Source organism: Myroides oncorhynchi (genome assembly GCF_020905415.1).
GTDB classification, from domain to species: Bacteria; Bacteroidota; Bacteroidia; order Flavobacteriales; family Flavobacteriaceae; genus Flavobacterium; species Flavobacterium oncorhynchi_A.
Genome location: NZ_JAJJMP010000001.1, coordinates 3043260 through 3069761, shown reverse-complemented (window position 1 = coordinate 3069761; position 26502 = coordinate 3043260). Strand labels below are relative to the sequence as shown.

Sequence of the window (26502 nt, the reverse complement as noted above, 5' to 3'; positions counted from 1 at the left end):
GCTTATTATAATAGTAAAATATATTTTCCTAACTAAGAGTTAATTGTTTAAAATTTTAAATGGTCTGAAAGCCTTTATGACAAGAATAATACTTTACTTGATAGAGTGTACAATTTTCCATACTACTTCTTGAATTAAAGGCTGACAACCATTGTCTGGTTTAAAATAAAATTCTTCAAACCTTTCTACATGAAAAAAAGCGCAAACGGGAAATTCCTGTTGCGCTTTTTTAGTAATTAAAACTAGATTATAAGACGTTAATTTTCTTTTATTACCTTTTCATTACTTTACAAACTTATTTTTTAACGATGCGTACAGTCTTAGAAGAATCAAATGTTTTTACCTCTACAATATACACATTGGCATTATATCCAGACATATTTACGCTCACCATTGCTTGTTCTACTGTCTCAGATATATCCCCTATAAGTCTACCATTGATATCAAATACACGTATATTAACAGTTCTTCCATTATATTTTTCACCTACTGTTACAAACAACTCATTCACAACCGGATTAGGCCATAATCTAATCTCATCCACATTGCCAGTCTCTTGTTCTTTATCCTCTGGTTTTAAATCATCAAACTTCCCTACTGTACTTATCAGTGAATATTCCTGTTTTCCTGCCTTTAGTGTTTTACTATGACTAACCTCTATAGTGTATTTTCCAGGTGTTAAATCCATGATTTCTATCTTCTCGATATTATCTACATCATTTACCCCTTTTTCTGCTTTAAGGTTATTAAAATCCTTTGTTAACCTCCATGGATAGAATACTTCATTGCCTTTTTTTACCACCACATTTAGATCGTTAATAAGAAGTGGATTATTTTTCATATACTCCTCATCTAAATTCCCTTTAACAAGAGTCCCTTCTGGATCAGTCCATGAAAGAGTTACAACCATTTTACCCCTATCCTTACCTACATAAATCTCTTTAGTAAATTTCTCTCCTTGTTTTAATTCTTGTTCTAAAACATAAGTACTTCGCTTATCCTTTGCTGCTAAAAGTACATCTATTCCTGCTTTTGCATTAATTAGTCCCCATCCAAAAAGGTGATCAGGTCCTGGTGCAGCTCCTGCTTCATCCGCGGTATGCGCCATTAAAGCACGAATAGTAGCTGATTTGTAAGGCATAGGCTTAGACGAAAACTTAGTTGCCCATTCTTGCCATAAAGCAAAAACTCCAGTTACCGCAGGAGCAGCCATTGAAGTCCCATTACTCTTTACATAATAGCCAATTCCAGGTGTAGCATTTAAAGGGTTAGGTACAACAAATGTTGATGAGAATACATCTACTCCCTTAGCTGAGATATCTGGTTTTATTCTAAAATCATTGGTAGGACCTTGTGAACTAAAGTAAGCTAATCTCACACTTGATGCTCCGGTATATAAAACCACTTGCTCTACAGCGGCTACAACAACCATATTTTTAGAAACTCCACCACCATTAAGCATATCACAATTACAGTTTTCTTTTGAAGTATTGCGATACGTTTTACTTTGCAAATCTCCATCATTTCCCGCAGCTAAAACAGGCTGATAATATGGATAGTTAATCGCAAGCCTATCATACTGCACTGCTGTGTCTAAATACGCTCCGAAATAATCCAAAAGCCTAGGATCTTGTAGATTTCCATAATTATCAAAATAATCAAACCCATATGAGTGATTACTAACCACAATACCTGCGATGGCCATGTCTGACATTTTTTTATAATCATCATTCCATGAGTAACTCCACAACTTAGCTTTTGGAGCAATCCCTTTAGCCTCAGGATTAAGACCTAAAGCTGCTATTGTACCTCCAACATGGGTTGCGTGAAACCGTCTGGTTTGATGACTTCGAATACTGTCTCTATGGTTAAATATCTCTGGTACTGTTTCTTTTAAAGTAGCTCTAGAGATTCTATTTGCATCACTTGTAAAAAACTCTTGATGAGTATCAAGCAGTGGTAAACCATCTACTAAACCAATAAGCATCCCCTCTCCTTCTAAAAAAGTATTCCCATTTAGAGTCGTTGGAATATTCTCCGCTCTAGCCGTTATTCTAGAACCAGCATTTAAAGTGGTTTTATAAATTAAAATACCATTGTCATCTATACTACTTAGTTCAAAGTAATTTCCACGAGCGTTTATCCCACTTGTTGGAAGACTTTTATTTTTAGCTACCGCAAAAGCTCTTTTCCTATTAATCTCAGCCTTAGCAGCATACTCATTAATCTGTTTAGAGCTAGCCTCTATATCATAAGTTGACCGAATAGCATTTCGCGTAGTTAGATTCTGCCCTAAGGCATTCTGACTCCATATAGCAAATAGCAAAAAAGTAGTAAGTAGTATTTTTTTCATATTCTTAACAGTTTACGATTCTAAAAGTAATCATAATTTTCACTTTTTATACCCTCTTACTTCATTTACATCATAAATAAGTAATTTTATTTGATTACTATCAGTTTTTACACCTAATACCCATGAACCATTACCAATATTGTGTAAATACAACTACATGGTTAAATGTTACATTATAATTTCTATTAATTTTTGGCCATTCCCTAAGAGTACTAATCTATTAAAACTGCATATAAACTAGACACATATTGAAAAAAAACCTGATAACAAATATTATCAGGTTTTTAGCAAAATAAGGTTCTGCCTCCTATACGTATGCTTTTTAAATAAGAGCTTTCATTGTTTAAATTGGAATTAGCACCAAACTAGAAGAGTTTTTTAATTAACTATAATTGAAATTAAAAATATATTAATTGTCTTTAACTTGGCTGTCTATTATTAATTTAAATTCTTCCAATTTGTTATTTGACATTATTAATTTTTCAAATTCAGGATTTGATAAAAATATAACCTTTCTCATTTCATTAGAGTCTCTTATAGCTTCTAAATAAGTATTTCTAGTAATATATCCTGTAGTAGCTAGAATTCCTAATTCAGCTAATCCATTAGTATATTTTAGTTTATTATTAAATACAATGAAAGTATTTTTATCTACTTTATCCTCTGGCTTATTCTTGCATTCAACTAGGATATACTTTCCAAACTTATTAACAAAACTATCATCTATTTCGTTTCTAATAATTAAATCCACTTCATTTAAGGATTTATCTATTATACGCTTATTTACATTTTTAAATCCAATAGATTGAAATAATAAGCTTACAAAATGTTCAAACTTTTCACCTTTTTTAAAATTATTCTTTTCATTTTTTGCTTGAGAATAAAACTCTAGCAATGCGGAGTTTATTTCTGAAGGGTCTTCAAATAAAGCTTTATGATAACTATTTATTTTACTTCCTAACTGTTTAACAAAAAGAGAAAATTCTATTTTATCAATAACGTCAATAATCTTTCCTGTAACAAGTAAATCTTTAATTTGACGAAAATACTCTCCTGTAAATGCTGATACTATAATGACTTTTGCAAAAGGGTTAACTTCAAAAATCTTATTTATCAATTCTATGCCATCAAATGAAAACTTATCCATTCTTAAATCAATAATAGCGATTGAAAAATATTTATTTTCAATAGAGGAAGTAATTTCTTCTTCTTCACTTGCATAATCAAAATACGTATTGGATAGAGATTTTGTCAATGCTTTACAAAGACCTTCTGCTTGATCTTTTTCATCATCTATTATTAAAACACTTCTTTTCATTATTATTAGAGATTATTTATTATTGGTAAATTTATTAAAAAATATTTACTGTAATCCTTATTATCTGTTAATTCAATTATATCTATTTTACCTTTATATAAGTTACATAAATAACGTGCGTGATATAATCCTATTCCAGAACCACCACTTGAAGATTTACCATAATCAAAAATTGAATCAATATCATCAAAAGGAATTTTATTTCCATTATCATAAATTTTTATCATAAAACTTTCATCTGTAAAATCTGCTTGAAATTTTATCTTTTTATCATCTACATTTTCAAATGCTTTAATAGCATTTATTATAATATTATTAATCATCTGAACTACAGATTGAAAAGGTAAATTAAATTTAAAAACACCCTCAGGAATCTCTTTCTTAAAAGAGACTTTGTTCACGTAAAAACTTTCCCTATTGAGTAACTCTATGGCTATAGTTAATTCATCTAAAGTAAAATTATTATTTTCACTATACGGAACAAGTTGTGAGAAATTATTAATTGTCTCTCTAATTATTTTCAGATTTAATTTAAGAGATTCTATATGATTTTCAGTAAACTCGTATAATTCATTTGTACTTAGAATACTATCCATACTTTGTACAGAGTTCTTAATATCATGTCTAGCAAAATTGCTTAACATTGTAATATGATTATCGTGTGATTTTGATATAGCATCTATATTTTTACCATGTAAACTTACTTCTGCTTTTAATTTATCTAGTTTTTTTTGTAATAGAACTGGATTACTTCTGGTTTGTGGAATAAATTTACTCATTATTTTTCACTTAATTATTTCATCTTTGGAAGCTTAACTAAATTGATTATTATTTAACATAAAAATAAATTAGTTTTTTGTGTAGGCAATAACATTTAAGTATTGAGATTATCCTGACTTTTATAAAATAAAGAAAGGTTATAAAATTTTATATTGTTGAAAAACTACAATACTGTTTATCAAGTATTTAATACAAATATAGTATAGATATATAGTTTCCCAACTAATGTATGTATTTTAGAAATATTCTAAGTTTGAATAAATAAGATTACAATCACAACTGAATTATAACTAAATACAACCACCTAACCTATATAATTATACACTCTAGTATTATTTTTTTCTTATCTGACTAATCAAAAAAATGTATCTCCGTTTAGTGTCATACTGATAATTTATAGGTTAAAGGGACTGATCATGTAAACAAGTAGTAAGCACCCGAGCAAATACATCTTGTTCGGTCTAGATATTATTCTTCGGACGGTAAAATTAGTTTCTTGTAATTATGCGGATATAGATCTGTGATGTTTTTGTGATTGATGGATTGAATATTTTCCAGTACATATTTTAACCACTTGTATGGATTAACTTCCTGCTTTTTACAGTTTGCAAAGAATGTATAAGCCATAGCTGCTCTTTGCGCACCATCGTGTGATCCTGCGAATAAGTAGTTTTTTCTACCTAGACTGACTGGACGAATAACATTTTCTACGAGATTGTTATCTATTTGTAGATTTCCATCATATAAGTACGCACTAAGATTATCCCATCTAGTTTGAGAGTAAGCAAAAGCTTTACCTATTTGACTTTTGGGTAAAGTAAGCTTCATTTGAGCAAACATATATTTACCAAGTTCATTGATGATAGGAAGACTTTGTTCAAGACGAAGCTCTTTAATCTGTTGTGGAGTTAAGTTTTGCTCTTTTGCTTTTCTCTCCACGGCATATAGTTTCTGTATTTCTACCAATACATATTGAGCCTTTATCTTATCATTATCAAGAGCCCTTTCAAATTCACGACGAGCATGTGCCCAACAACCAAGATGAGTCACGCCAGACTTAGCTCCATAGGCAAGGTAGCCAGAATAGCCATCCGTCTGAAGGTAACCTTTGAAGTTTCCCAATACAGGTAGTGCAGCACTACCACTTCGTGTGGGGCTGTAATTAAACATTATGAGTTTAGATATAGGCGCATGATACACCCAATAAAAACCAAAATGTGTCTTCCCTTTTTTCTTTTCATCTAAGACTTTGATGGTTGTCTCATCTACTTGAAGATACCCTTCGTTTTTGATATCCATCACAAGCTTTTCATATAGTGGTTTTAAAGCATCCATACTTTGAGCTGCCCAACCATCTATTGTAGAAGAAGCTATATCGATGTTTTCTCTTGAAAAACGTTGCTTCTGACGATATAGCGGAAGTCGAGTAGATAAGGGGAGTTTCACCCCAAATCTCTCACAAAACCGTACGTGAAACTCTCGCTTCATACGGCTTTTCTTATCCAGTCAATTCAATAGGTTTTGCTGGTCGCAAACCAAATCGCCAATGTGAAAATAGATTAGGATGATTCTTTGCAAATATACCTAACCATTTCCTTGCACGAGTTCGCCGACCTTTAAACCTTTTGTATTTCTTCGTAACCCAGATTACAAGTCGTTGATTGAGTCGATTAAACAAACCATTTAGTTGACTTTTATAAAACTTACCATAATAGTTAATCCACCCTTGAAGAGTTGGATTTAACCATAATGCAAGCTCTTCAATTCTTCTGTCCGTTCGACTTGTTTGCCACCATGAGCGCATAGTTTCTCCTATTTTCTTCTTAGCCTTACTACTTATCGCAGGCAAAAAGCTAAGAAAACATTTCTTCGCATTATTCTCTGCCTTACGAGGTCGAAAGGTATATCCTAAAAAGTCGAACTGAATCTGATCAAAATTTGCTCTCCTGTTTGAATCTTTACAGTAGACAATCTTTGTTTTAGTTTAGTTTCGTTCAATTCAAGTCCACAGGCTCTAAAACGCTCCTCAACAACTCGTTGCATCATGATAGCCTGTTCTTGTGTTCTACAGTGACAAATTGTATCATCTGCATAACGTTCGAAAGGTACCATTGGGTAATTCCGAGTAATCCAAGTGTCAAAAGCGTAGTGAAGAAAGAGATTTGCTAATACTGGACCGATGACTGAACCTTGAGGAACACCTTTAGTTCGTTCAATTAGCTCCTTATTCCCTCGCATGTAAGGAACTTCTAACCATCTTTTAATGTACAATAACATCCAGCTTTCCTTAGTATGCCGTACAAGTGCTTTATGTAAAAGTGCATGGTTGATGTTATCAAAGAATCCTTTGATATCCATGTCTAATACCCAGTCGTACTTCCAGCATCTTTGTCGAGCGGAGGCTAAAGCGTCATGAGCTGAGCGCCTGGGACGATAACCGTAAGAATCTTGATGAAAAACCTTCTCAAATTCTGGCTCTAAAAGTAAAACTACTATCATCTGAGCTACACGGTCACCCACCGTTGGAATCCCTAGCGGTCGAGTACCTCCTCCATTCTTTGGAATATCTACAAGCTTTACAGGAGATGGCATATAACTGCCCGAGGACATACGGTTCCAGATTCGATAAAGGTTATCTTTAAGATTCTTCTCAAAATCCTTTAAAGATTGATTATCAATCCCAGCACTTCCACCATTGGAACGAATGCGATTCCACGCTTCCATTACAAGGTGTTTTGAAATAATAAATGACTTTGCCTTTTGCATAAATTCCTCCCAGTTTTCCGGTTGATTAATTCAATTAGCAGAATAAGTTGACCGCTTCGCTCCACATCCATTACAGATGCTTCAACACTACTACCAGTCAATCCGCCCCTATGTAACGTATCGATACTTTCAGCCTTGTAGGGTTACTACTTGTGCCTTTCTCTTAAAAACAATACATAGGTTCCCACGTTCCATACTAAAGCCTCACTGTAGTTCACGCCGTCTTTGTGCCGGATGCCGTCAGGGCAGTAAACAGATGCATCCCTGACTAGTCCCAAAGCAATCACCTATCCTTGGTTTTGACATCATCTTTACGTTTACGACATTTCATCAACGGTTCCCTTTCGGTCGTCTCCAACAGCGTCACCTGACTCTTTAAAGAGCCTTTTCCTTCATCGCTCACTACAAAAGCTTTTGACTAATGCAGCATGAGGTGGTTTGAAACCAATTCCTGCAAAACAGATTTCGAGGGGCCTACCCTCATCTTTAGTACAGCATAGTTGCCGTATATATAATTATGCAGCACACTTTCGTGGCACACGGTGATCTACATACTTGTCTACAAGTATTGTAGCTAATAATCCTTCTGAAGGTATTCCTTTATCGATGATTCGCTCTGGAAGTAATCCAATACTAATTTAGGCATTGTCTTTATCCTTAGTAGCGTATTTATATCGGATGTAACGTTTTATTTTAAAATGCCCTGGAATGAAACCTAATACATCTGTAGTTTCTTTACCAATACAAACCATTTCAGACAAATCTCCTTCAGGATGTATTTCTATTTCTTCAACAGGTAAATGATCTGGTAGTTTAGCTCTTCCAGGATGTTTCTTCTTTTCGCGAGAATAAGTAATCTCTTGTTTAATTACCTCTTCCTGTGCTTCTTTCGTTATTTGTTTAACCTCAAAAGGAAGTTCCATTTGATTGGGACCTACAGCAAAACGCTCTCTACTTTGACCAAATTGCATTCGACGATATAAGTCAAGTAAATATTGTAGATTCTTGTTTTTTTGCTCAACCTTAACTACCCTTTCTTCTTGTATGGAAATAGTCTTTTGAGCTTTAGTTAAAAGCGCCAAAAGTTGTTCTTTCGATAAGTTTTCTAAGTCCATTTCCATAGAGTAAATATACGATAAAGCCCCAGAATACACAAGGTTTGCACGTGTTTTACTTCAATAAAAACCTTCTTTTTTGACTGCTTTTTATAATCTGTATTCCCTCTATCATAAGCACTAAATCACTCCAACTTATTTGAGCTTTACTATGCGTAGGAAAGGAAAAAGTTCCTTGTTCTAAGCGTTTGTGGTATAGTACAAAGCCTCCTGCTTCCCAATGCAAGAGCTTCATTTGATTACAGCGTCTATTGATAAATATATAGACACTTCCATTATGAGCTATTTGATTAAGCTCATTCTGAACAAGCCCACAAAGACTATCAAAACTCTTGCGCATATCACAAGCCTGCCTATACAAATGAAATTGATTGGAACTACTCAAACTAAACATTACACTAAGTTTACTAATGAATATAGTTCGCTAAGATTATCCGTTTGTACACGTAGCTTTACACCATTGGGATACACAATCTCATATTCTTGACTATTGGTTACTTGACCTTTTGTTACAGTTATAAAATTATTGTCTAATTGTGTTGACTCTGCCTTATATTTAACTACCCAATAACTAAAGGTTGCTAACTTAATTCCTACACTTTCACAGTATCTTGACTGCGTTAATCCACTTGATTTCCAATCCTCTACATGAGAGTACATCTTGTCTTGTTTGCTCATCTAATTTATTATTTGAAACAAACTTACTATCTTACATTAGCTTATGAAATATGTGGTTGCTCGGGCGGATACATTGAGATTGCAAGGAAAATTGCTGATATTTTAGAGGTTTCTTTAGATTACCTCACAGGTAAAGAAGAAGTGCTAATTGATAAATATACCAGTTTACGTATTTTAGAAGTGTCTAAGTTTGAAGAAACAGATCGAAATCACATCTTTTCGGTCATTGATGCATTTATTGCTAAAAGAAAAATTCAATCTATTTTATAAAATACAAAACCCCCAACAATTCTAATTATGGGGGCTTGTTTCTATAAATAAATACTTTCTCTATTGGGGAAATTTAGTTTTAAATCTTGGAAAGATACTATACCACCATCTATTTTTCTTCCATTTAATATTCAATTTATCTAAAACTTGTTCTTCTAAATCTTTCTTAAATTGTTTATTTTCATTTCTACTTAAATCTCTTAACAAAAAATAACTTCGTGCATTAATTGTCCTATTATTTAAAAATCGAGATCCTTCTCCTACAGATATCAATCCCAAAGTAGTAGTGTAATCATCTATTCTTTTTACATAGCACAATACTACTGTTTTTCCATCTCTTAATAAAAAATACACATAATACATATTTCCATTTCTCTCATCAATTAATCCTCCAAAAGATGAACTATCTAATGGTACTTGTAATGAAAACTCTCTTTGTTTTAATTTTTGTATCTCATTTATAGTTTTATCTTCCGAAACATTTAAAATATACTGTTCTGCATAAGGATGGCTACCTACCATAAACAAAGAATACAAAAAATTAATAATAACAATAACAACTAACAAACTAATCAATATTTTTAAAAATCGAACCATTTTCTTCATAAAAACTATCTAAAATTAGACATACCTATATTTGTTAAAACTCGTTGTTCTGGCGTATATGGATAGTTATATTTTGGAGAAGGCAAGACAAAATTCAACAATGTTTTTGGAGTCGCAGCAGCTCCTAAACCAAACCCTAAAAGATCCGATTTGAATCTATCTGTGGGACTTAAAAGACCTGATTGAGACAAAAATATATGTTGATTTACAAAGGTCCAATCTGCCGAGATTGCACTTCTATCCATTAACAGTCCACTTGCACCTGTAATTCCTAACTTATCATATGCCAAGTCATGTTGTATAGCGGGAAATTCTACTAGCGATGATGGAACAAATGAATAATCATCTTTTCCTCCATATGTTTTTGGATTATCCCCACCTGGATATGTAAGTCCACCTATTCCTCCAAACTGTTGATATAAAGTTTGAGGATCCAAACAACTACTGCAATACTGATATATCGTAGACCCTCCTTCTGTTTTTGTTCTACTATTAACCATACTTCCTCCTTTTGAATAAGATCCATCACTATTAAAAGTATACCTATATTTCTCTCCTTGACTAGACTTTCCTACAAGTGATGATCCATTTTCTACATGAGATCCTTTTCCATGCTTAGATTCTGTTGCATTTTTTCCTTGTACATCTGGGTCAAAAAAGTATTCAGTTCCTCCATTTTTTTCTCTTTTCACCCAGTCTTCACTCTCCATTCCTGTAGGATCAATCAAATTAATCGGATTATTGTGTACATAATGGTATGGTGTCCAAGAGGGATACTTCTCCGCCAATGGATCCACATTCATCCATCTACCTATAGCTGCATCATAGTTACGTGCTCCATAGTCATAATAGTTAAGCCCTAACTCTTCTTGCTTTTCTTTACCATTATATTGATACTTGTAATCTTTCATTAAAGCATCATTCTTCTGATTATAGCCCTTATGAGCGAGTCCAAAAGGATAATAGTTTGTCTCTTCTATAATCTCACTTGCATCAATGGTATTATCTGTATTCTTATCACTATAAGATAATCTTATATTACCCAAATGATCTTTAAACTGATATACATAAGTATTTGTTTCTGTATTAAAGAATCCTTCCGCTGTAGGGAAAAAACTAAGTTTGCCCTTTACATACTGAAATCCTCCTAAATAATCTGTTAGTGTAACAATACCTTTATCTGTTACTTTCTTCTGTACTTTCTCTCCAGAAGAGGTATAAATATACTCTATTTTATCTGTACCAAAGCTAATCTCAACAGGTAAGTTTAAGTGATTGTATTTAATCTTAGTTATTTTCTTGTGTTTATCACTAGTTAGATTACCAAACTCATCATATCCGTAGTCTATACCTGATGTATTAACTTGTTTAAATCCTTCTTGATTACCAGAAGCATCTCTAACAGTTGATAAAAGATTGCTTCCTGGTTCATAACCATAATTTAACTTATCTATAGTAGTTACTACTCCAGCGAGTGAAGCACCATTTCTATCAAGTTTTAAAATATTTCCATTTTTGTCATACGCTAATTTCTCGTCATATAGATTTGCAGTAGAAGCAGAACCTAAATCAGGAGCTTTAAAAGAACCTAATACTAATCTATTGGCTCCATCATATACATAACCATAACTACGCCTTTTATTATCTAAGGAGCTTTTCCAAATTTGTTCAGTGATATTACCGTTATAAAGTCCTTTAACTCCTGAACTGTTTTGTTCAGGTTTATTGTAGTTTAATTTAAGGGCAAACAAAGTACTCTTTCCATTGTTTAACTGACTTATGTTACTTATATTATTAACCTCTGTAAGCCATCCTCTGATATTGTATTTATACTGTAATTCTTGTAAGAAAGTATTAGTTGTAGGAGTAGTACCTGACCTTTTTCCTCCAACGCGTTTTTTCTCTAAAGCTCCCAGCTCATCATATACATTTTCAAAAAGAACAACCTCGGCTAAACTATTAACCTTATGGGTTTGGTGTAATAACCTCTCTGCGTGATCATAAACAAAGTTTTCTTCTATTTGTTGTACATCTGTAACAAGATTATCTCTTTTGTGTTTAGTGGTTACTTTTAAGGGAAGACCTGTAAAAGTATACTTTGTATCCACCTGGGTATATCCCTCTAGATAATTTTTAGTATAACTTCTAAGAATACGACTGTTATAGTCATATAACATTAAGCTCTAGATAACGCATCATACTAGCCCTGTGCTCCACTACCAGAAGGTTGAGGTACAGGACCAATCGTTACTAATTTATTTCTCTTAACAAACTCTATTAAAAAGGAATTAAAGAGTCATTACTTACAATAAATTCTCTTAAATAAATACATTCAAATTCACTAGGTTGTGTCTCTAGTGTCACTGACTTAATAGGCTTATCTGTTAAATCTATTAACTTACTAACAGTTTTTTTTATCTTAGAAGAATTATTATAATAAACATAAACTTTCTTTCCATGATATTGTTTTAAATACACTAAATCAATTATTGTAGTAGGAGGACAATTTCGAATAGCAAGTATTAAGTTACTTCTATTTTCATAATCAACATAAAAATCAATTATATATTGGTTAACATCCTCATCTACTAAATCAAACTCTATCTCTTTTATAGATTTCTCAAATATCTTTTTAAAAGTACTATCTTTTATAATTAACTCACTTAGCTCTTCTTCTTTAGAGGGAATTAAGCAATCACTATTTTTTTTACAACCTAATAGTGATATACTCACTAATATAAATACTATATACTTCATATTACTTTTATTATTTGAATCTTACATCCTTATCACCATAGTCAATTGTTGTGCCATTTCCTGGTAAATAGATTTCATTGCGTTTTGGTATTCTACCATTATATTCAGGAATGTTTAACAATCTCATATAATTTCCTCTATCTCCACTTTGCGATGGTTCTGGTTCTAAATTTTTATTAAAACCAGAAGGATAATTTTCACCATGTGGTGGATGTGAATGAGACATTCTTGTAATTATACTAGAACTATTATTATCTAAAACTGATTCAGCATAATTAGTTAATCCAATACTCCATCCTTTGTAATTTGTCATAACAACAGTCTCGCCATAGCCTGATTTTAAATCCGCGGTTTCTATTAGTCCTACTTCATATTGTGTTTTAGCAAAAAACTTATAGAATTTATCCGCTTTATCTGGTGTACCAGATCCAGTAAAGCTCACTTTTAGTCCTGTTGATTCACCATACTCATTCTTCTCTTTATTAATATAAGTATCTGATTTAAAACTTCCATTTTTTCCATAAACATAACTATCTACAACTTCCCTTTCTCCTTTCGTTCCCAATCTTACAAGTCTAACAACATCATCGCCACTTGCTTTTATAATATTAAAATCTCTACCATTCTGACCGATTTCAATTATATCCTCTCCCTTCATCCCATCAGGATCTATAAACCTAATCGGATTATTAAACGCATAGTTATAAGGGCTGTGACGACGCATCTTCTCCGCCAACGGATCCACATTCATCCATCTACCAATCGCAGCATCATAGTTACGCGCTCCATAATCATATAAATTAAGTCCTAACTCTTCTTGCTTCTCTTTTCCATTATATTGATACTTGTAATCTTTCATCAGAGCATCATTCTTTTGGTTATAGCCCTTATGAGCTAATCCAAAAGGATAATAATTCGATTCTTCTATGATCTCACTAGCCTCAATCGTGTTATTATTACTCTTGTCACTATAAGATAATCTTACATTACCTAGATGATCTTTAAACTGGTAAACATAAACATTTGTCTCTGCATTAAAAAACCCTTCCGCTGTAGGGAAAAAACTAAGTTTGCCTTTCACATACTGAAATTCTCCTAAGTAATCCGTTAAAGTAACAACTCCTTTATCTGTTACTTTCTTCTGAAGCTTCTCACCTGAAGCAGAATAAAGATACTCTATTTTATCAGTTCCAAAGTTAATCTCTACAGGTAAGTTTAAGTGATTATACTTAATCTTACTTATTTTCTTGTGTTTATCATTAGTTAGATTACCAAATTCATCATAAGAATAGTCTGCTCCACTGGTATTAACTTGTTTAAACCCTTCTTGATTACCAGAGGCGTCTCTAACTGTAGATAATCTATTGCTTCCTGGTTCATACCCGTATGTTAGCTTATCGATAGTAGTTACTACTCCAGCGAGTGATGCTCCATTTCTATCAAGTCTAGTGATGTTTCCATTTTTATCATACCCTAATTTCTCATCATATAGATTAGCCGTTGAGGCTGAGTTTAAATCAGGAGCATTAAAAGAACCTAATACTAATCTATTTGCTCCATCATATACATAACCATAACTACGCCTTTTATTATCTAAGGCGCTTTTCCATATTTGTTCAGTGATATTACCGTTATAAAGTCCTTTAACTCCTGCACTTTTTTGTTCAGGTTTATTGTAGTTTAATTTAAGGGCAAACAAAGTACTCTTTCCATTGTTTAACTGACTTATGTTACTTATATTATTAATATCTGTTAACCATCCTCTTATATTGTATTTATACTGTAATTCTTGTAGGAATGTATTAGTTGTAGGAGTTGTATTTGACCTTTTGCCTCCAACGCGTTTTTTCTCTAAAGCTCCCAGCTCATCATACACATTTTCAAAAAGCACGACTTCTGCTAAATTATTAACCTTATGAGTTTGATGTAATAACCTCTCTGCGTGATCATAAACAAAGTTTTCTTCTATTTGTTGTACATCTGTAACAAGATTATCTCTTTTGTGTTTAGTGGTTACTTTTAAGGGAAGACCTGTAAAAGTATACTTTGTATCCACCTGGGTATATCCCTCTAGATAATTCTTTGTATAACTTCTAAGTATACGACTGTTATAATCATATAACATAAAAGAGATATTTGCTTTACTCTCATTACTTGTAGTAAGTACTCTTGTCCAATTCCCAGTAAGTAGCCCTTTTACATTTTGTATAACTGCTTGACCTTCTATGGCTGTAAAGTTAGTTGCTGCTCCTGGGTAGGTATAATCATCATAATAATTAACACTTAGTATTGTAAGATTGTCTTTAGGGAAAACAGTATTGGTATAAGTTAGTGGTGAACCGCTTACGGCTGAAGCTCTTTTCTCAAAAGATACAGCCCTAGCATTTACATTATCTTGAAATGTTTTCCTATCTACTTCCGTTACTGATGTAGCTGAGTAAAAAGCGCTATAGATTACTCTAGATAGAGCATCATACTTAGTTACCATCCATCCTTTAGCTTCTGTTCCAAATGGGTCGTATACAGGACCTACAGCCACTAGCCTATCTCCTTTATCATACACCATGTATTCCCAAGATTTACCTGGTAGCTTTTTAGCAACCAGTCGGTTTTTAGTATCATATTTATACTGATAGCCTAGCTTGTCTACATTAGCTAAGGTAACATCGCCATTTAAAAGAGGTGAAGTAATTATAGATAGATTTCCAAACTGATCGTAGATATAGTAGGTATCTAGAGTTTCTCCAGTGCCTGTGGTTACACCAGATGCTCTAAGGGTGTTATTTGGTAGATTTTCTACAGTATTTGTGGTTTTGTCTATCTCTTTATTTGCATTTTTCTCTAAATTATCTACTATAGTTCCAAAATTGTCTATAACATCTTGTACTGACTTTCCTTTAAGTTCTTCACCTAGTATATTACTTGCACTTGGCATAGAACTAGATGTTGGAGCATTAGAAGAGCCGCTAAATAATTGAGGTACTCCCTGGGTATTATTGTATACTCTTTTTAATACTACTTTACCTTCTTGATCTTTAAACTCTTCAGTGACGTTTCCATTCTCGTCTGACACAGAGCTCACATAAAGAGAATTTACAGGATAATTTCCTTTATCTACAACAGTTACATTATAAATTCCAGTGGCTGGCGTTAGAGCTGCGTTAGCTTGTCGATATTTTACTTCGTTAACTGTATTGAATCGATACTTAAAATCTACTGTGTTGTTACCACTTATTTTCCAATCCTCTCCTGCAGATCCTGTTTTTATAACTCGTTTTAGTGGTGATTTCTCATATAGCGTTTCACTATAGGGATTAGTTGTATTTTGGTATTTATCCGTGTTGTAATGCGTAAGCGTACCAACTTTAGCTTCACTTACATACTCAGAACTTCCATTAGCTGTGGGGTAACTTAAGAAATTTTTAGTTTGACCAATATTTAAATCATACTCCGTATGTTTTACTACACTTTTCTTATTTGGACTAACTCCTACTGCCACTTCTTGTATAGGACGTCCCAATCCATCGTAATAAACAACCTGTACTATTTGACTAGCAGCAGTGCCACTAGAGGTAGTAGGCTGGGTGTATTGAGTGCTTTTTATATAGTTTTGTGACCCACTCTGAGCTACAATAGCATTTAAACCACAAATACTAAATAAAGCGATATACTTAATTATCTTCATAATAGGTGCTATTTAGTTGTTTTTATAGTTGTACTGATACTCTTTTAATTTATTTCCTTTGGAATCTTTTATTAACGTTAGTCTATTAAAACCATCATACTCATACAATAGAACTTCTCCCTTGGCGTCTGTGATTTTAGTTACTCCAACTAAAGGCTTGTGTTCATAGGTTGTTATTAATGCTTCTTTTAATGAAGCATTACCTCTTAAGTTGTTTATCTGAGTAAATTTACTCTCATCTATGGTGTGAAGATTTGCTAGGCTCACACCTAAGGCACTTGCTACCTCTTCTTTTGACGCATTTTCAATCTTAGCGATTAATAGACCACTGCTGTAACCATAGATATAAGTCTGTTTAACTCCATCTGTCTCTAATTCAATTATATTTCCATTTCGACTATCTCTGTGAAGTATTTTTTGATTACTCTCTAAAGCAGAAGTTCCTTTACTAATCTTTATCTCTTGTTTATCTATTATATTATTTCCCCAATTCTTATAGGTGTTTTCTATGGTTTGTAGTTTTTCTGAATTCTCAGAAAGCTCATATTTAATAACCTCTGCTTTTTTATTATTTGCATACAAAAGATCTCCACTTGATGGATAGGTAAACTTCTCAATTCTATTTTTGTTTTTTAAAACGGTATTTATCTGAACTGGCGATTCTATAGTGTTGCCATAGAGATATGTTTTTTTTGTCTCTATAAAGTCATTTTCAAAATAGCTTCTCTCTGTTTCACTTGTCTTTCTAATCCAAGCACTCTTTATTGGAAGTAATTGATAGGAGAAATAATTATTACTACCTGTAGCTCCTGTAATACTATTTAAATTTGTTGAGAACTTCCCTTTTAAAAGAACATTATAACTCACACTACCAGTTCCTATGCTATTATTAGATAGAGTAGTGAAGCTTTCATTAAATTCATAAGTATTTGTCAAACTATGCTTTAGCTTGCTATCTAATCCAAAGACACTTTTGTGAAGTAGAATCCCTTGTTTAAAATCATCTTTTACAGAATAATTAAAATCATATTCATAACTAGGATAAGGCTCTATTAATACCCCACTAACAGCATTATTGGCTCCTGCGCTAAATTCATAATACGTTCTACCAACATCTATTATTGTCTCGTGTACATAAGGGAAATAAGCTTCCTTGACGTGATTCATAGCACTGGATGCTCTCACAATAGCTCTACATGTTCTAGAATTAGCAGAGGAAACAGCTCCCATTGTTCTCTCTGACACACCATGTAGTACTGGTAAGTTATAAGCTGCTTGAGTATGTGGGCTTTTTATATCTTGCTTATAGTCATATCTTACCTCCTTTTCCAATACGTTATTGTGATTATAACTTCTATAGCTACTTAAATGTATTATTGGAGCCGTTTGATAACTTGTTATTGTATCGGGAACTGTTCTTTCTATACGAATTCCTCCTGATAAAAAACAACTACCTTGCCTTATTAAAGTAATGTCTATTTTATCTCCTAACGATTTTATAGGACCTATAACGCCATTCTTAGTACCTCCTGCTCTATAAAGAATAGATCTATGATAAGGAGGAAGCGTATAACCACTTGGCAAATTAATACTAATTGTACCATTAGTACCTTCTCCTACAAATTGATCTAATCCAGAATTATCAGATGGATAAGCATTATCACAACTATTGGTATAATTAAGATATAAGACATCTTTATTACTTTCAGAGTATCCCATATCTCGCAAGCTATAAGTAGCCGTTTTACGCGAACCTGTATCATAAATATTTAATGTTATTCCATCACCAAAAGAAATCGTCTTTTCTTTAACTGTTTTAATAACACTTGTTGGTTGACTGTAAAAAAATTCCGTGTATCCTTTGGTTGGATAAGTAATCTTTTTTAATAGATAAGCTTGTAATTCTGAAAAATATGCGTCATTTCTATTTGATCCATTAAAATATTTATTATCTGTTTTTCCTGCAGAACCTTGAAGCTTAAAACTAAGACTAGGAAGTAAATCTTGATTTCCAATTCTAGCATTATAATTGCCCCAACGATCTAAGGCAAAAGAATCTCTAGGTGGTAACTTTACATCTTCATTGTATTCAAAACGATGTACTTCATTTTGATTATTAGTTACTGATAACAACTTTAATCTGTATTTTTCAGGTCTATTAGTACTGTTGTCATCACTTACAAAATATCCGTAATTAAACATAAACTGATTAACCAATTGATTGTTATAGCTTATTTCTATTTTCTTAAGCGCCTTTGCAGTTGTGCCTACATCTTTTCGATACATAGTATTGTCTATTAACAAACCTTCTTGAGAGGAATATTTAAAACTTATTTTAGTATTTCCATACTTTATCTCTTTGATATTCAAATTAGGACTAGCCCCACTTATTTTAACCTTCCTATTTTCAGGCCAAAGAGTTCTATTACATCTTAAATTGTGATCTACTCCACCAAGTTCTCCTTTCATAGCTGATTGTTCTAAATCAAAGTCGTTGTCAAAATCATATTGTATCTGATAATGATATAAAAAGGCTAAACCGGTGTTTTCATTGTAATAACTAAACTCGATCTCTTCGCTATTGGATAGTTTTATCTTACTTAAAACATAAAAAATATTGTTACTTGTAAATTCTTGAGGGTATTGATCACTGGTAATTCTATATGAATGTTTTGAAAAGTAATAAATATTAGCTTGAGTATCCTTTATAGTGATTGTGTTTTTATCTAGCGATAGAGATATTTCCATGTCTGAGTACGGTATACCAAAATACTTACCTGTAGAGTCAAAAATAAACTGACCATTACGCCCTAAAAAGTTGTAGGAATACACTGGTGACTTTCCTTGTACAACCCCTGAATTAAGCACATCCAAATAACTATATAAATCCTGAACAGCGCTATCGGTATTATATACTTTTCCTGTGTCATAGGCTTTTAATTTAGTCTTCATATTTACGCCTAGGTCATACTCTAAAGAGTGATCCACAGTTATTACTCCATAAGCATTTAAAAGCCAACCAAGCCCAACATTAGAAGCTAACTCATTTACCTTTATTCCCTTTGAAACATAATCTAAACTGATGGGTATTTCCAATCCTGTCTTTGTAGAAATGGTATAAATAGGTAAAGATATATTAGGTACTGCTCTTGTATAATTTAAAGAGTAATCTCCATACTCAACATACTTTCTAACCTCGGGAGGTAAATTCTCCAAGGAGTTAAACTTTGTTTGTTGAACACTTTCTGTTTGCCCATATAGACAAACCTTGATTAAAATGAAAAACAATATTGTTAGTTCTCTTTTCATATCTTACTCTTTTACAACATTAACACTACCCTCTATTACATCTGTCTTGACAGAGATGATATAGGTTCCCCTTGGATAACCACTTAAATTAAGCGGCTCTGTTTGATTTTTGATTGTTTTATGAAATAGTAACCTGCCTGTTATATCATATAGCTTTAAAACACCTGCTTTATATTCCACAGGTATAATGATATTGGTATAAGTAACTACAGGATTGGGAATAGCTTCTATTTTTAGCTTTTCTTGGTTTGTATCTTCTTCTATTGTTTGTGAATCTTGATTTTCATCAAAAGTGTTCCCCTTTACCTTAACAAGCCAAAAATCATTCATCCCCTTTTGACTGCTTTTGTCTCTATCGGGTTTTGAGTCTGAGGTTCCTGCAAATACATAAGCTCCATCTCTGGTTTCTATTAATTTAGAAAGTACATTCTCACCTTTGCCAGAGATACTCTTCTGCCATAGCACATCTCCTTGTTTGTTAAGCAGTGTTCCTAAAAAGTTTACCTTACTTCCTTGTTTTGTTTTCTCTAGAGTTGTTCCTCCAAGTAGGATTGTTCCGTTGTCTTTTACAAGACCATTGCTTAAAAAGTTTCGAGTACCATAACCATAGGCAAGCTCTTGTTTGACCTGTCCCAGATTATCAATATCAAGTGACCAGTAATCTACCTCTGATTGCAATACGCTGTTTTTAGCCATCCCTGTATCTGAATCCGATATACCATAGAGTCTATAGCTATCCTTTGAGACTTCTTGTATTTGTTTGAGCTGATCATTTTTTTCTGCTCCATATGATCTCTGCCATTCAGTATCCCCTTGTGCGTTAATCTTTATAACCCAATAATCATTATTGCCATAAGACTCACTTGTCTTGTTTCCACTTACCCCTGAATTGCTATAACCCCCTATTAAGAATCCCTTATCACTTGTCGCTATTACATCTGATCCGATATCATCATACTCTCCCCCGAAGCTTTTTTGCCATTTTATAATCCCTTGTGAATTAATTCTTATAACCCAGATATCCTCGCCTCCATAATAAGAAACGGTCTTATTTGCCGCCGTTGATGAATTGGAATTTATTAAAACTAGATAATCACCCCCAGTTATGGGAAGTACCTTGACAAGGTCCTCTTTTTCTAATCCTCCAAAACTCTTTTGCCATAGCATATTACGAGCTGCGTCAAGTTTTATAATCCAAGCATCGCTCTTTCCGATTAATTCTTCTGTTTTGTAGTGATCCTTATCACTACTAGAGGTAAGTCCTAGTATAAATCCTCCATCTTTTAAGGTATGAGCAATACTGTTTAGAAAATTGTCACCATTGCCTCCAATGCGCATATCCCATTCCTTTTTACCACTGGCTTTCATCTTCCATAGCCAAGCATCGTAGTTGCTGCTTCGCTCTGTGGTTAGATCTGCTCCTTTATAAGACTGCGTGGCTCCTGCTAATAAAAAACCGTTATCTGCTGTAGGAATCATATCAAGGAGATATTCAGAATTATTGCCCCCTAAGGTCTGTTCCCATAGAATCTTTTGAGAATAACAATTTATTGATAAACAAAACAATAGATAGTTAAGTAGTAGTTTTTTCATAAAAAAGAAGCTAGCGTTATTTAACTTAAAATTAGGTTAAATAACGCTAGCTAAAACAATTAATAGTTATTATATCTAAAAAAATACAATTTCACAATAAACACACAAAAAATAATGCTAATCATTTACACAAAACGCAATATTCTATGTTTTTTTAACAGAAAACAAGAATTTTAATTACTGAGTATAAATGTCTTTTTTTTAATTAATTGGTATAGCCACCCTAAATAATGCTCTGTGTGTCTTTTGTAGCCCAAATTAAAAGCCTAAATCTATTAACTCCTTAAATCCGCAGGAGCTCTACAGCAGGTATACTTAAGGTGTAATACATCTTTAAGAACATCAACAGTGTTTATCCTTAAAGTTGGGTAATTTGGATGAGATGCTGTAATATCTGGATATGACCCTCCTTTTCTTCCTCCACCTAAAGGTCTTAAATATTCCTCTACAGCTCTGCCTTCACCACCAATTATGGTATAACCTCTAGTTTCCAAGTTCGAAGATATTTTATTAATTTGACTTCTAGTCGCTAAATTACCAAGTCTACCTTGCATTTTTACTGGGGCAGTTTCAACTCTACCTAACGAAGACCTACCAAGCAAATTCCTTCCCATCTCCAAATTTCCTAGATTGGTAGCCTTTTCCATCATTAATGAATACCCTGCATATGCTGCCCAATCAGTACTTCCATCAGAATGTCTAGATAACTCTCGTGCTTCAGCATCTATTTGAACGGCTTGACTTCCTCCCGTAAAACCAGATACAAAACTGATAATCCCATACGAACTACTACCTGGAACCGTAAAGTTTATACCTTCAAGAAAATCATTACCACCACCTGAGTTATCTTTCCATATTCCATTATTATAAGTCCAGCTACCATCGTTATCTGTATGAACGTATCCATTTTCAAATTCTCCTTCTGTTGGTGGATCAGCTCTCATCCCCGTAGGATCAACTAAATTAATCGGATTGTTATGAACATAATGGTATGGATTCCATCCCACAAACTTCTCCGCCAACGGATCCACATTCATCCATCTACCGATAGCCGCATCATAGTTACGAGCGCCATAGTCATAATAGTTAAGACCTAACTCCTCTTGCTTCTCCTTAGCGTTATACTGATATTTATAGTCCTTCATCAGATTATCTGACTTCTCATTATACCCACTATGTGCTAACCCAAAAGGATAATAGTTCGTCTCTTCGATGATCTCATTAGACTCTATCGTATTATTCTTGTTCTTATCACTGTATGACAGTCTAACATTGCCTAAGTAATCTCTGTATTGATACACATAGGCTTTATCATCCATATTATAGAATCCCTCTGCTGTAGGGAAGAAGCTCAGCTTACCTCCTACATACTGAGATCCGCCTAGGTAGTCTGTCTTAGTCACCACTCCTTTATCCGTAACGATCTTCTGTACCTTCTCTCCTCTAGAGGTATAAGTATACTCTATTTTATCCGTACCGAAGTTTATCTCTATGGGCAAATGTAAGTGGTTATACTTGATCTTACTGATGCGCTTATGCTTATCTACTTCTAAGTTGCCATATCTATTACTAAAATAATTTACATACTCTTTACCTCTCTTAACATTAAAACCATCCATTGTAGATAAGGAAAATGATAAATCATGCCCTAAAGTGTAGGCTTCCCTAAAAATCGGACAGTTGTTAATTCGAAATTATTAACTTTAAACAAAACTGTCAAGTATGATTTAATCACATTTTATAAAACAATATCTATTTTAACTTATTGATATATAGTTAAATAATATTTAAAAGAAGCCTATCGATATATAGGTTATAATCCTTCTTTCTTCTCGAAATTATAAATAGTAACTTTTCAAAAGTTATTAAAAAATCACCAAACCCATGATTCACAATAAGTTATAGGTTTTTTATTTTTTAGCCCTATCGCATTTTATTCAAAAATGATTATAAGAAACAGGCTAATTTTTAAATTCTTTATAAAGTTTAATTTATTACATTTGGAGTATTATATTTTAGTAAAACAAACTATACAAAGTAGTCCAGATGAAAAGATTATGGAAATTAGAAATTAGATTAGAAAATACTTCCAATAAGGCTTTGTATATACAAATAGCTGACTCCATTATTGATGATATTAAGAAAGGAAGGCTAAAAAAAGGAGATTTACTACCAAGCGCACGCACACTCTCTACTATGTTAAATGTCAATAGGAATACCATAGTACGTGCACTAACTATATTAATTACTGAACAATGGCTTGTATCGGTAGAAAGAAAAGGAACTTTTGTAGCACATACTATTTCACAGAATAATTCAGTTAAATTAGTAGACCCTTTATTTCAAAGACAAGAAACCAGTGCGTTACTCAACAATAGTATTGTCTTTGATAATGGTTATCCTGATAGTAAGATAGTTCCAATAACAGAACTGGCACGCGCCTATAAACAAATTTTCAATAGAAGCGCTAAGTGGCAAATGATGGGATATGCAAGTGAGTTAGGCGATTCTAAATTTATTACTCATATTGCTTATATGCTGAATCATCAAAGGGGGATGAATGTTGCTGAAAAAAATATTTGCATTACACGTGGAGGACAGATGGCCATCTTTATGATTGCTCATTCTTTACTAACTAAAGGAGACTATATACTAGTGGAAAATCCCGGATACAATTCTGCTTGGGAGGCCTTTAAACACGCTGGTGCCAATCTTATTCCAATTAATGTAGATCAACAAGGAATAATGACTAATGAGGTTTTAGAACAACTAAAAATTAATAAAAAAATCAAAGCTATTTACCTAACCCCTCATCATCAATTCCCAACAACAGTTACTTTGAGTCTTAAAAGAAGATTAGAAATAATCGAATTTTCTAATCAATACGGTTTCACTGTTATTGAAGACGACTATGACAATGAATTTCATTACAATACAAGGCCCATTTTACCACTGTGTAGCCATGTTAACTTAAAAAATTATATATACATAGGAACTCTAAGTAAGGTAGTAGCTCCCTCTCTTAGAATAGGTTATTTAGTCACAAGTAAGACCTCTTTAATAAAGAAAGTAAGTAAATTAAGAAAAATTATTGATATCCAAGGTGATAGAATAATGGAGTTAGCTATACTAGAGTTAATCAAAGAAGGTATTATTAAAAAACATATCAAAAAAGCAACAATTCATTACAAGCAAAAAAGAGATTATACCTATGGTTTACTAAAGTGTTATTTAGATCAGTCAATCCATTTCACTTTACCTGAAGGAGGACTTGCTTTTTGGATTAAGCTCAATAAGGCTATAGATTTTAAGAATTTCTGTGCTTTATTAACCAGTAAAGGTGTTGATATAGTAAACCCAGATGAGTACTACCTAGACCAATCTAGTAATGGATTAAGAATTAGCTTTGGTAGATTAGCTAAACAAGATTTAGAAAAAGGAATAAAAATCATTGCAGAGTGCTTAAATAAGCAATTAGATTCTTAGCTTTATAAAGCTCTTTTTTTAGAATTTTTATTCCTATTGCAATTGATATTACCTGTTGACTTAATATATAATCAAGTTACTAACAAGATTTATTGTTGTTTTAAGTTTATAAATAGCGTATAAGATAATACATTGCCCAAGCAAAAATTACAATAATAGTTATCCATACCCAATATGGTATACTCTGAGGGGTTTCACTGCCAACAACTAAAAAAGTCTTTTGATCTGCTTTTCCATACGCATTAATGCGTATAGACAATAGGCCATCTACCACAGCCTTTTCCTTTATTCCTTCTATATCTATAGCTGGACCATTTTTTACGCTAAAGGGAATAATTCTAATTCCTTCTTTACCCGTATGATCTTTACTTACAATTTTTAAGGTATGATCCCCATCCACTAATTTATGTGTATTAAGTTGGAAATTCACAGGTGTTTCAAGCTCTGCAATAGGATGGTGTTGATCGTCAATAAAAATTAAAACTCTACTTCTTTGCTCCATCTAATATGTTGTTTAATACAGTTCTTTTAATATGTTCTTTAGATTCTTCTGCTGGTTTTATTAACCATTTAATAGACAAGATTAGCGTTGCTAGAACCATAATAGCAATCACAACTATAATAGTGTAGTCCCATTTACTATCAGGTCCTACACCATGTACAACTCCTTTTAGTAATTTAGGTTGATTGCGTTGACAAACAGGACAGGCATAAATCTGATTGACAAGTAACAGTCCTATTATAGTAAAAATACTTTTAAAATTTACTTTCATTATTTATCCTTTATTTGATTGATATAATCCATGATTTGTTTTACTTCTTCTACAGTTACCAAATCAGCTTTATTTCCCCAACTATTGCGCTCGTAATTAACTATTGCAGTAACTTCTTGCTCAGTCCAATTTGCATTGGTACCAACCCCTGGCATTACCCCATACTGTTCTCTTGCATCATATCCATTCATTATAATGTCTACAAATAGTTGAAGGTTGTCCCCGGTAACAATAGTACTGTTTTTTAAAGAAGGAAACGCACCAGAGAGTCCTTCTCCGTTGGCCTGATGGCAGGCGGCACAATTATTCATATAAAGATTTTTACCATCCAAGCCAGCTTTAGCTTGTCCTGTGGTTACTTTTTGTGTAACTTCTTGCTCTTTGGGATATAAAAACTCAGGAGTCATAATTGTCCCAGGCAATACAGTTTGTTTTAAAGCCTGTAGATATGCAACCAAATCTAAGGCATCTTGAGTAGCTATAATCTTTAATTTTTTATCTTTTAAAAATGTTTCAGGTACACTAACTACAACATCATCTTTACCAGGATTCTCTTTAAATTTAAAAAGAAAAGAATATGAAGGCATAATCGACTCTTTAATTACAATCCGAGGATTATAAAGATGTACTAAATGCCAATCTAAACTTGGTTGACGTGTACCTATGTCTATAAGGTCAGGACCAGTTCTTTCTGTTCCCATCAACGTAGCGGTATTAGTCCAAAAATCAATTCTTTTATTACCAGCATAATCTGCAGATATAGAAGGTCTACTCCCCCATTTTCTATCCATTTCAACATTGCGAACTTGCTGACTATGACAAGCCACACATCCATTAGCTATATAAATATCTTTACCATTTTTTTCTGATTGCGTTAACGGTCTTGCATCAGGTAAAGCATGTATGTTAGATTGATTATCTAAAGCCGGTAGAATAGCTACAAATAATGTTAGAATTAAAAATAAAATAGTTGCTATTACATAAAGTTTTTTATGATTGCTAAATATATCCAT

20 protein-coding genes and 1 pseudogene are annotated in these 26502 nt (G+C 33.0%); 2 read left to right on the top strand and 19 right to left on the bottom strand.

Annotation, left to right across the window (positions count from 1 at the left end; genetic code table 11):
* Positions 1 to 295: 295 nt before the first annotated feature.
* The 9 genes and pseudogenes from LNQ81_RS13325 to tnpA form a co-directional block, all read right to left on the bottom strand.
* On the bottom strand, positions 296 to 2353 hold the full coding sequence (locus tag LNQ81_RS13325; RefSeq protein WP_229947522.1) for a S8 family peptidase: 2058 nt from the start codon (positions 2351 to 2353) through the stop codon (positions 296 to 298).
* Positions 2354 to 2762: 409 nt separating this feature from the next.
* Positions 2763 to 3671: a response regulator gene (locus LNQ81_RS13320; RefSeq protein ID WP_229947513.1), complete on the bottom strand. Its 909-nt coding sequence runs from the start codon at positions 3669 to 3671 to the stop codon at positions 2763 to 2765.
* A 5-nt stretch (positions 3672 to 3676) separates the two neighbouring features.
* Positions 3677 to 4450 (bottom strand): ATP-binding protein, encoded by a 774-nt coding sequence (locus tag LNQ81_RS13315; RefSeq protein WP_229947512.1) that lies wholly within the window; start codon positions 4448 to 4450, stop codon positions 3677 to 3679.
* Between the two features lie 469 nt (positions 4451 to 4919).
* Positions 4920 to 5873: pseudogene (gene tnpC, locus LNQ81_RS13310) on the bottom strand (IS66 family transposase); the annotation flags it as partial.
* A gap of 76 nt (positions 5874 to 5949) precedes the next feature.
* Positions 5950 to 6300, bottom strand: coding sequence for a group II intron maturase-specific domain-containing protein (locus tag LNQ81_RS13305; RefSeq protein ID WP_229947510.1), 351 nt, complete (start codon positions 6298 to 6300; stop codon positions 5950 to 5952).
* A gap of 59 nt (positions 6301 to 6359) precedes the next feature.
* Positions 6360 to 7217 (bottom strand): group II intron reverse transcriptase/maturase, encoded by an 858-nt coding sequence (gene ltrA, locus LNQ81_RS13300; protein WP_229947508.1) that lies wholly within the window; start codon positions 7215 to 7217, stop codon positions 6360 to 6362.
* A 638-nt stretch (positions 7218 to 7855) separates the two neighbouring features.
* Positions 7856 to 8332, bottom strand: coding sequence for an IS66 family transposase (locus LNQ81_RS13295; protein ID WP_229947506.1), 477 nt, complete (start codon positions 8330 to 8332; stop codon positions 7856 to 7858).
* Between the two features lie 55 nt (positions 8333 to 8387).
* On the bottom strand, positions 8388 to 8726 hold the full coding sequence (gene tnpB / locus LNQ81_RS13290) for an IS66 family insertion sequence element accessory protein TnpB (RefSeq protein WP_255669482.1): 339 nt from the start codon (positions 8724 to 8726) through the stop codon (positions 8388 to 8390).
* Complete coding sequence (tnpA, locus tag LNQ81_RS13285) at positions 8726 to 9010, bottom strand: IS66 family insertion sequence element accessory protein TnpA (RefSeq protein ID WP_229947501.1); 285 nt, start codon at positions 9008 to 9010, stop codon at positions 8726 to 8728. Before tnpA ends, tnpB begins: the two co-directional genes overlap by 1 nt.
* A gap of 12 nt (positions 9011 to 9022) precedes the next feature.
* On the opposite strand from tnpA, the gene LNQ81_RS13280 reads away from it, so the two are divergent.
* On the top strand, positions 9023 to 9280 hold the full coding sequence (locus tag LNQ81_RS13280) for an XRE family transcriptional regulator (protein WP_229947499.1): 258 nt from the start codon (positions 9023 to 9025) through the stop codon (positions 9278 to 9280).
* A 60-nt stretch (positions 9281 to 9340) separates the two neighbouring features.
* On the opposite strand, the gene LNQ81_RS13275 is transcribed toward LNQ81_RS13280, so the two are convergent.
* From LNQ81_RS13275 to LNQ81_RS13245, 7 genes are all read right to left on the bottom strand, one after another.
* Positions 9341 to 9886 carry a hypothetical protein gene (locus LNQ81_RS13275; RefSeq protein ID WP_229947498.1) on the bottom strand — a complete coding sequence of 182 codons (546 nt, stop codon included), beginning with the start codon at positions 9884 to 9886 and terminating at the stop codon, positions 9341 to 9343.
* Between the two features lie 5 nt (positions 9887 to 9891).
* On the bottom strand, positions 9892 to 12063 hold the full coding sequence (locus tag LNQ81_RS13270; RefSeq protein ID WP_229947496.1) for an RHS repeat domain-containing protein: 2172 nt from the start codon (positions 12061 to 12063) through the stop codon (positions 9892 to 9894).
* A 100-nt stretch (positions 12064 to 12163) separates the two neighbouring features.
* Entirely contained in the window at positions 12164 to 12643 is a 480-nt protein-coding gene (locus LNQ81_RS13265; RefSeq protein ID WP_229947494.1) for a hypothetical protein, read from the bottom strand.
* 10 nt (positions 12644 to 12653) lie between these two features.
* The gene (locus LNQ81_RS13260; protein WP_229947492.1) at positions 12654 to 16328 is read right to left on the bottom strand and encodes a DUF6443 domain-containing protein; all 3675 of its coding nucleotides are present in this window, start codon (positions 16326 to 16328) and stop codon (positions 12654 to 12656) included.
* Between the two features lie 12 nt (positions 16329 to 16340).
* On the bottom strand, positions 16341 to 19637 hold the full coding sequence (locus LNQ81_RS13255; protein ID WP_229944186.1) for an RHS repeat domain-containing protein: 3297 nt from the start codon (positions 19635 to 19637) through the stop codon (positions 16341 to 16343).
* Positions 19638 to 19640: 3 nt separating this feature from the next.
* Positions 19641 to 21230 (bottom strand): T9SS type A sorting domain-containing protein, encoded by a 1590-nt coding sequence (locus LNQ81_RS13250; protein ID WP_229947490.1) that lies wholly within the window; start codon positions 21228 to 21230, stop codon positions 19641 to 19643.
* Between the two features lie 275 nt (positions 21231 to 21505).
* Positions 21506 to 22849, bottom strand: coding sequence for an RHS repeat domain-containing protein (locus LNQ81_RS13245; RefSeq protein ID WP_229947487.1), 1344 nt, complete (start codon positions 22847 to 22849; stop codon positions 21506 to 21508).
* A 427-nt stretch (positions 22850 to 23276) separates the two neighbouring features.
* On the opposite strand from LNQ81_RS13245, the gene pdxR reads away from it, so the two are divergent.
* A complete protein-coding gene (gene pdxR, locus LNQ81_RS13240) occupies positions 23277 to 24716 on the top strand; it encodes a MocR-like pyridoxine biosynthesis transcription factor PdxR (RefSeq protein ID WP_229947485.1) in 1440 nt (479 codons plus the stop codon).
* A gap of 106 nt (positions 24717 to 24822) precedes the next feature.
* On the opposite strand, the gene LNQ81_RS13235 is transcribed toward pdxR, so the two are convergent.
* The 3 genes from LNQ81_RS13235 to LNQ81_RS13225 are packed head-to-tail and all read right to left on the bottom strand — an operon-like array spanning position 24823 to position 26502.
* Positions 24823 to 25218, bottom strand: coding sequence for a cytochrome C (locus LNQ81_RS13235; RefSeq protein ID WP_229947483.1), 396 nt, complete (start codon positions 25216 to 25218; stop codon positions 24823 to 24825).
* Entirely contained in the window at positions 25202 to 25489 is a 288-nt protein-coding gene (locus LNQ81_RS13230) for a hypothetical protein (RefSeq protein WP_229947481.1), read from the bottom strand. Before LNQ81_RS13230 ends, LNQ81_RS13235 begins: the two co-directional genes overlap by 17 nt.
* Positions 25489 to 26502: a cbb3-type cytochrome c oxidase subunit II gene (locus tag LNQ81_RS13225; protein WP_229947479.1), complete on the bottom strand. Its 1014-nt coding sequence runs from the start codon at positions 26500 to 26502 to the stop codon at positions 25489 to 25491. The genes LNQ81_RS13230 and LNQ81_RS13225 overlap by 1 nt, the downstream gene beginning before the upstream one ends.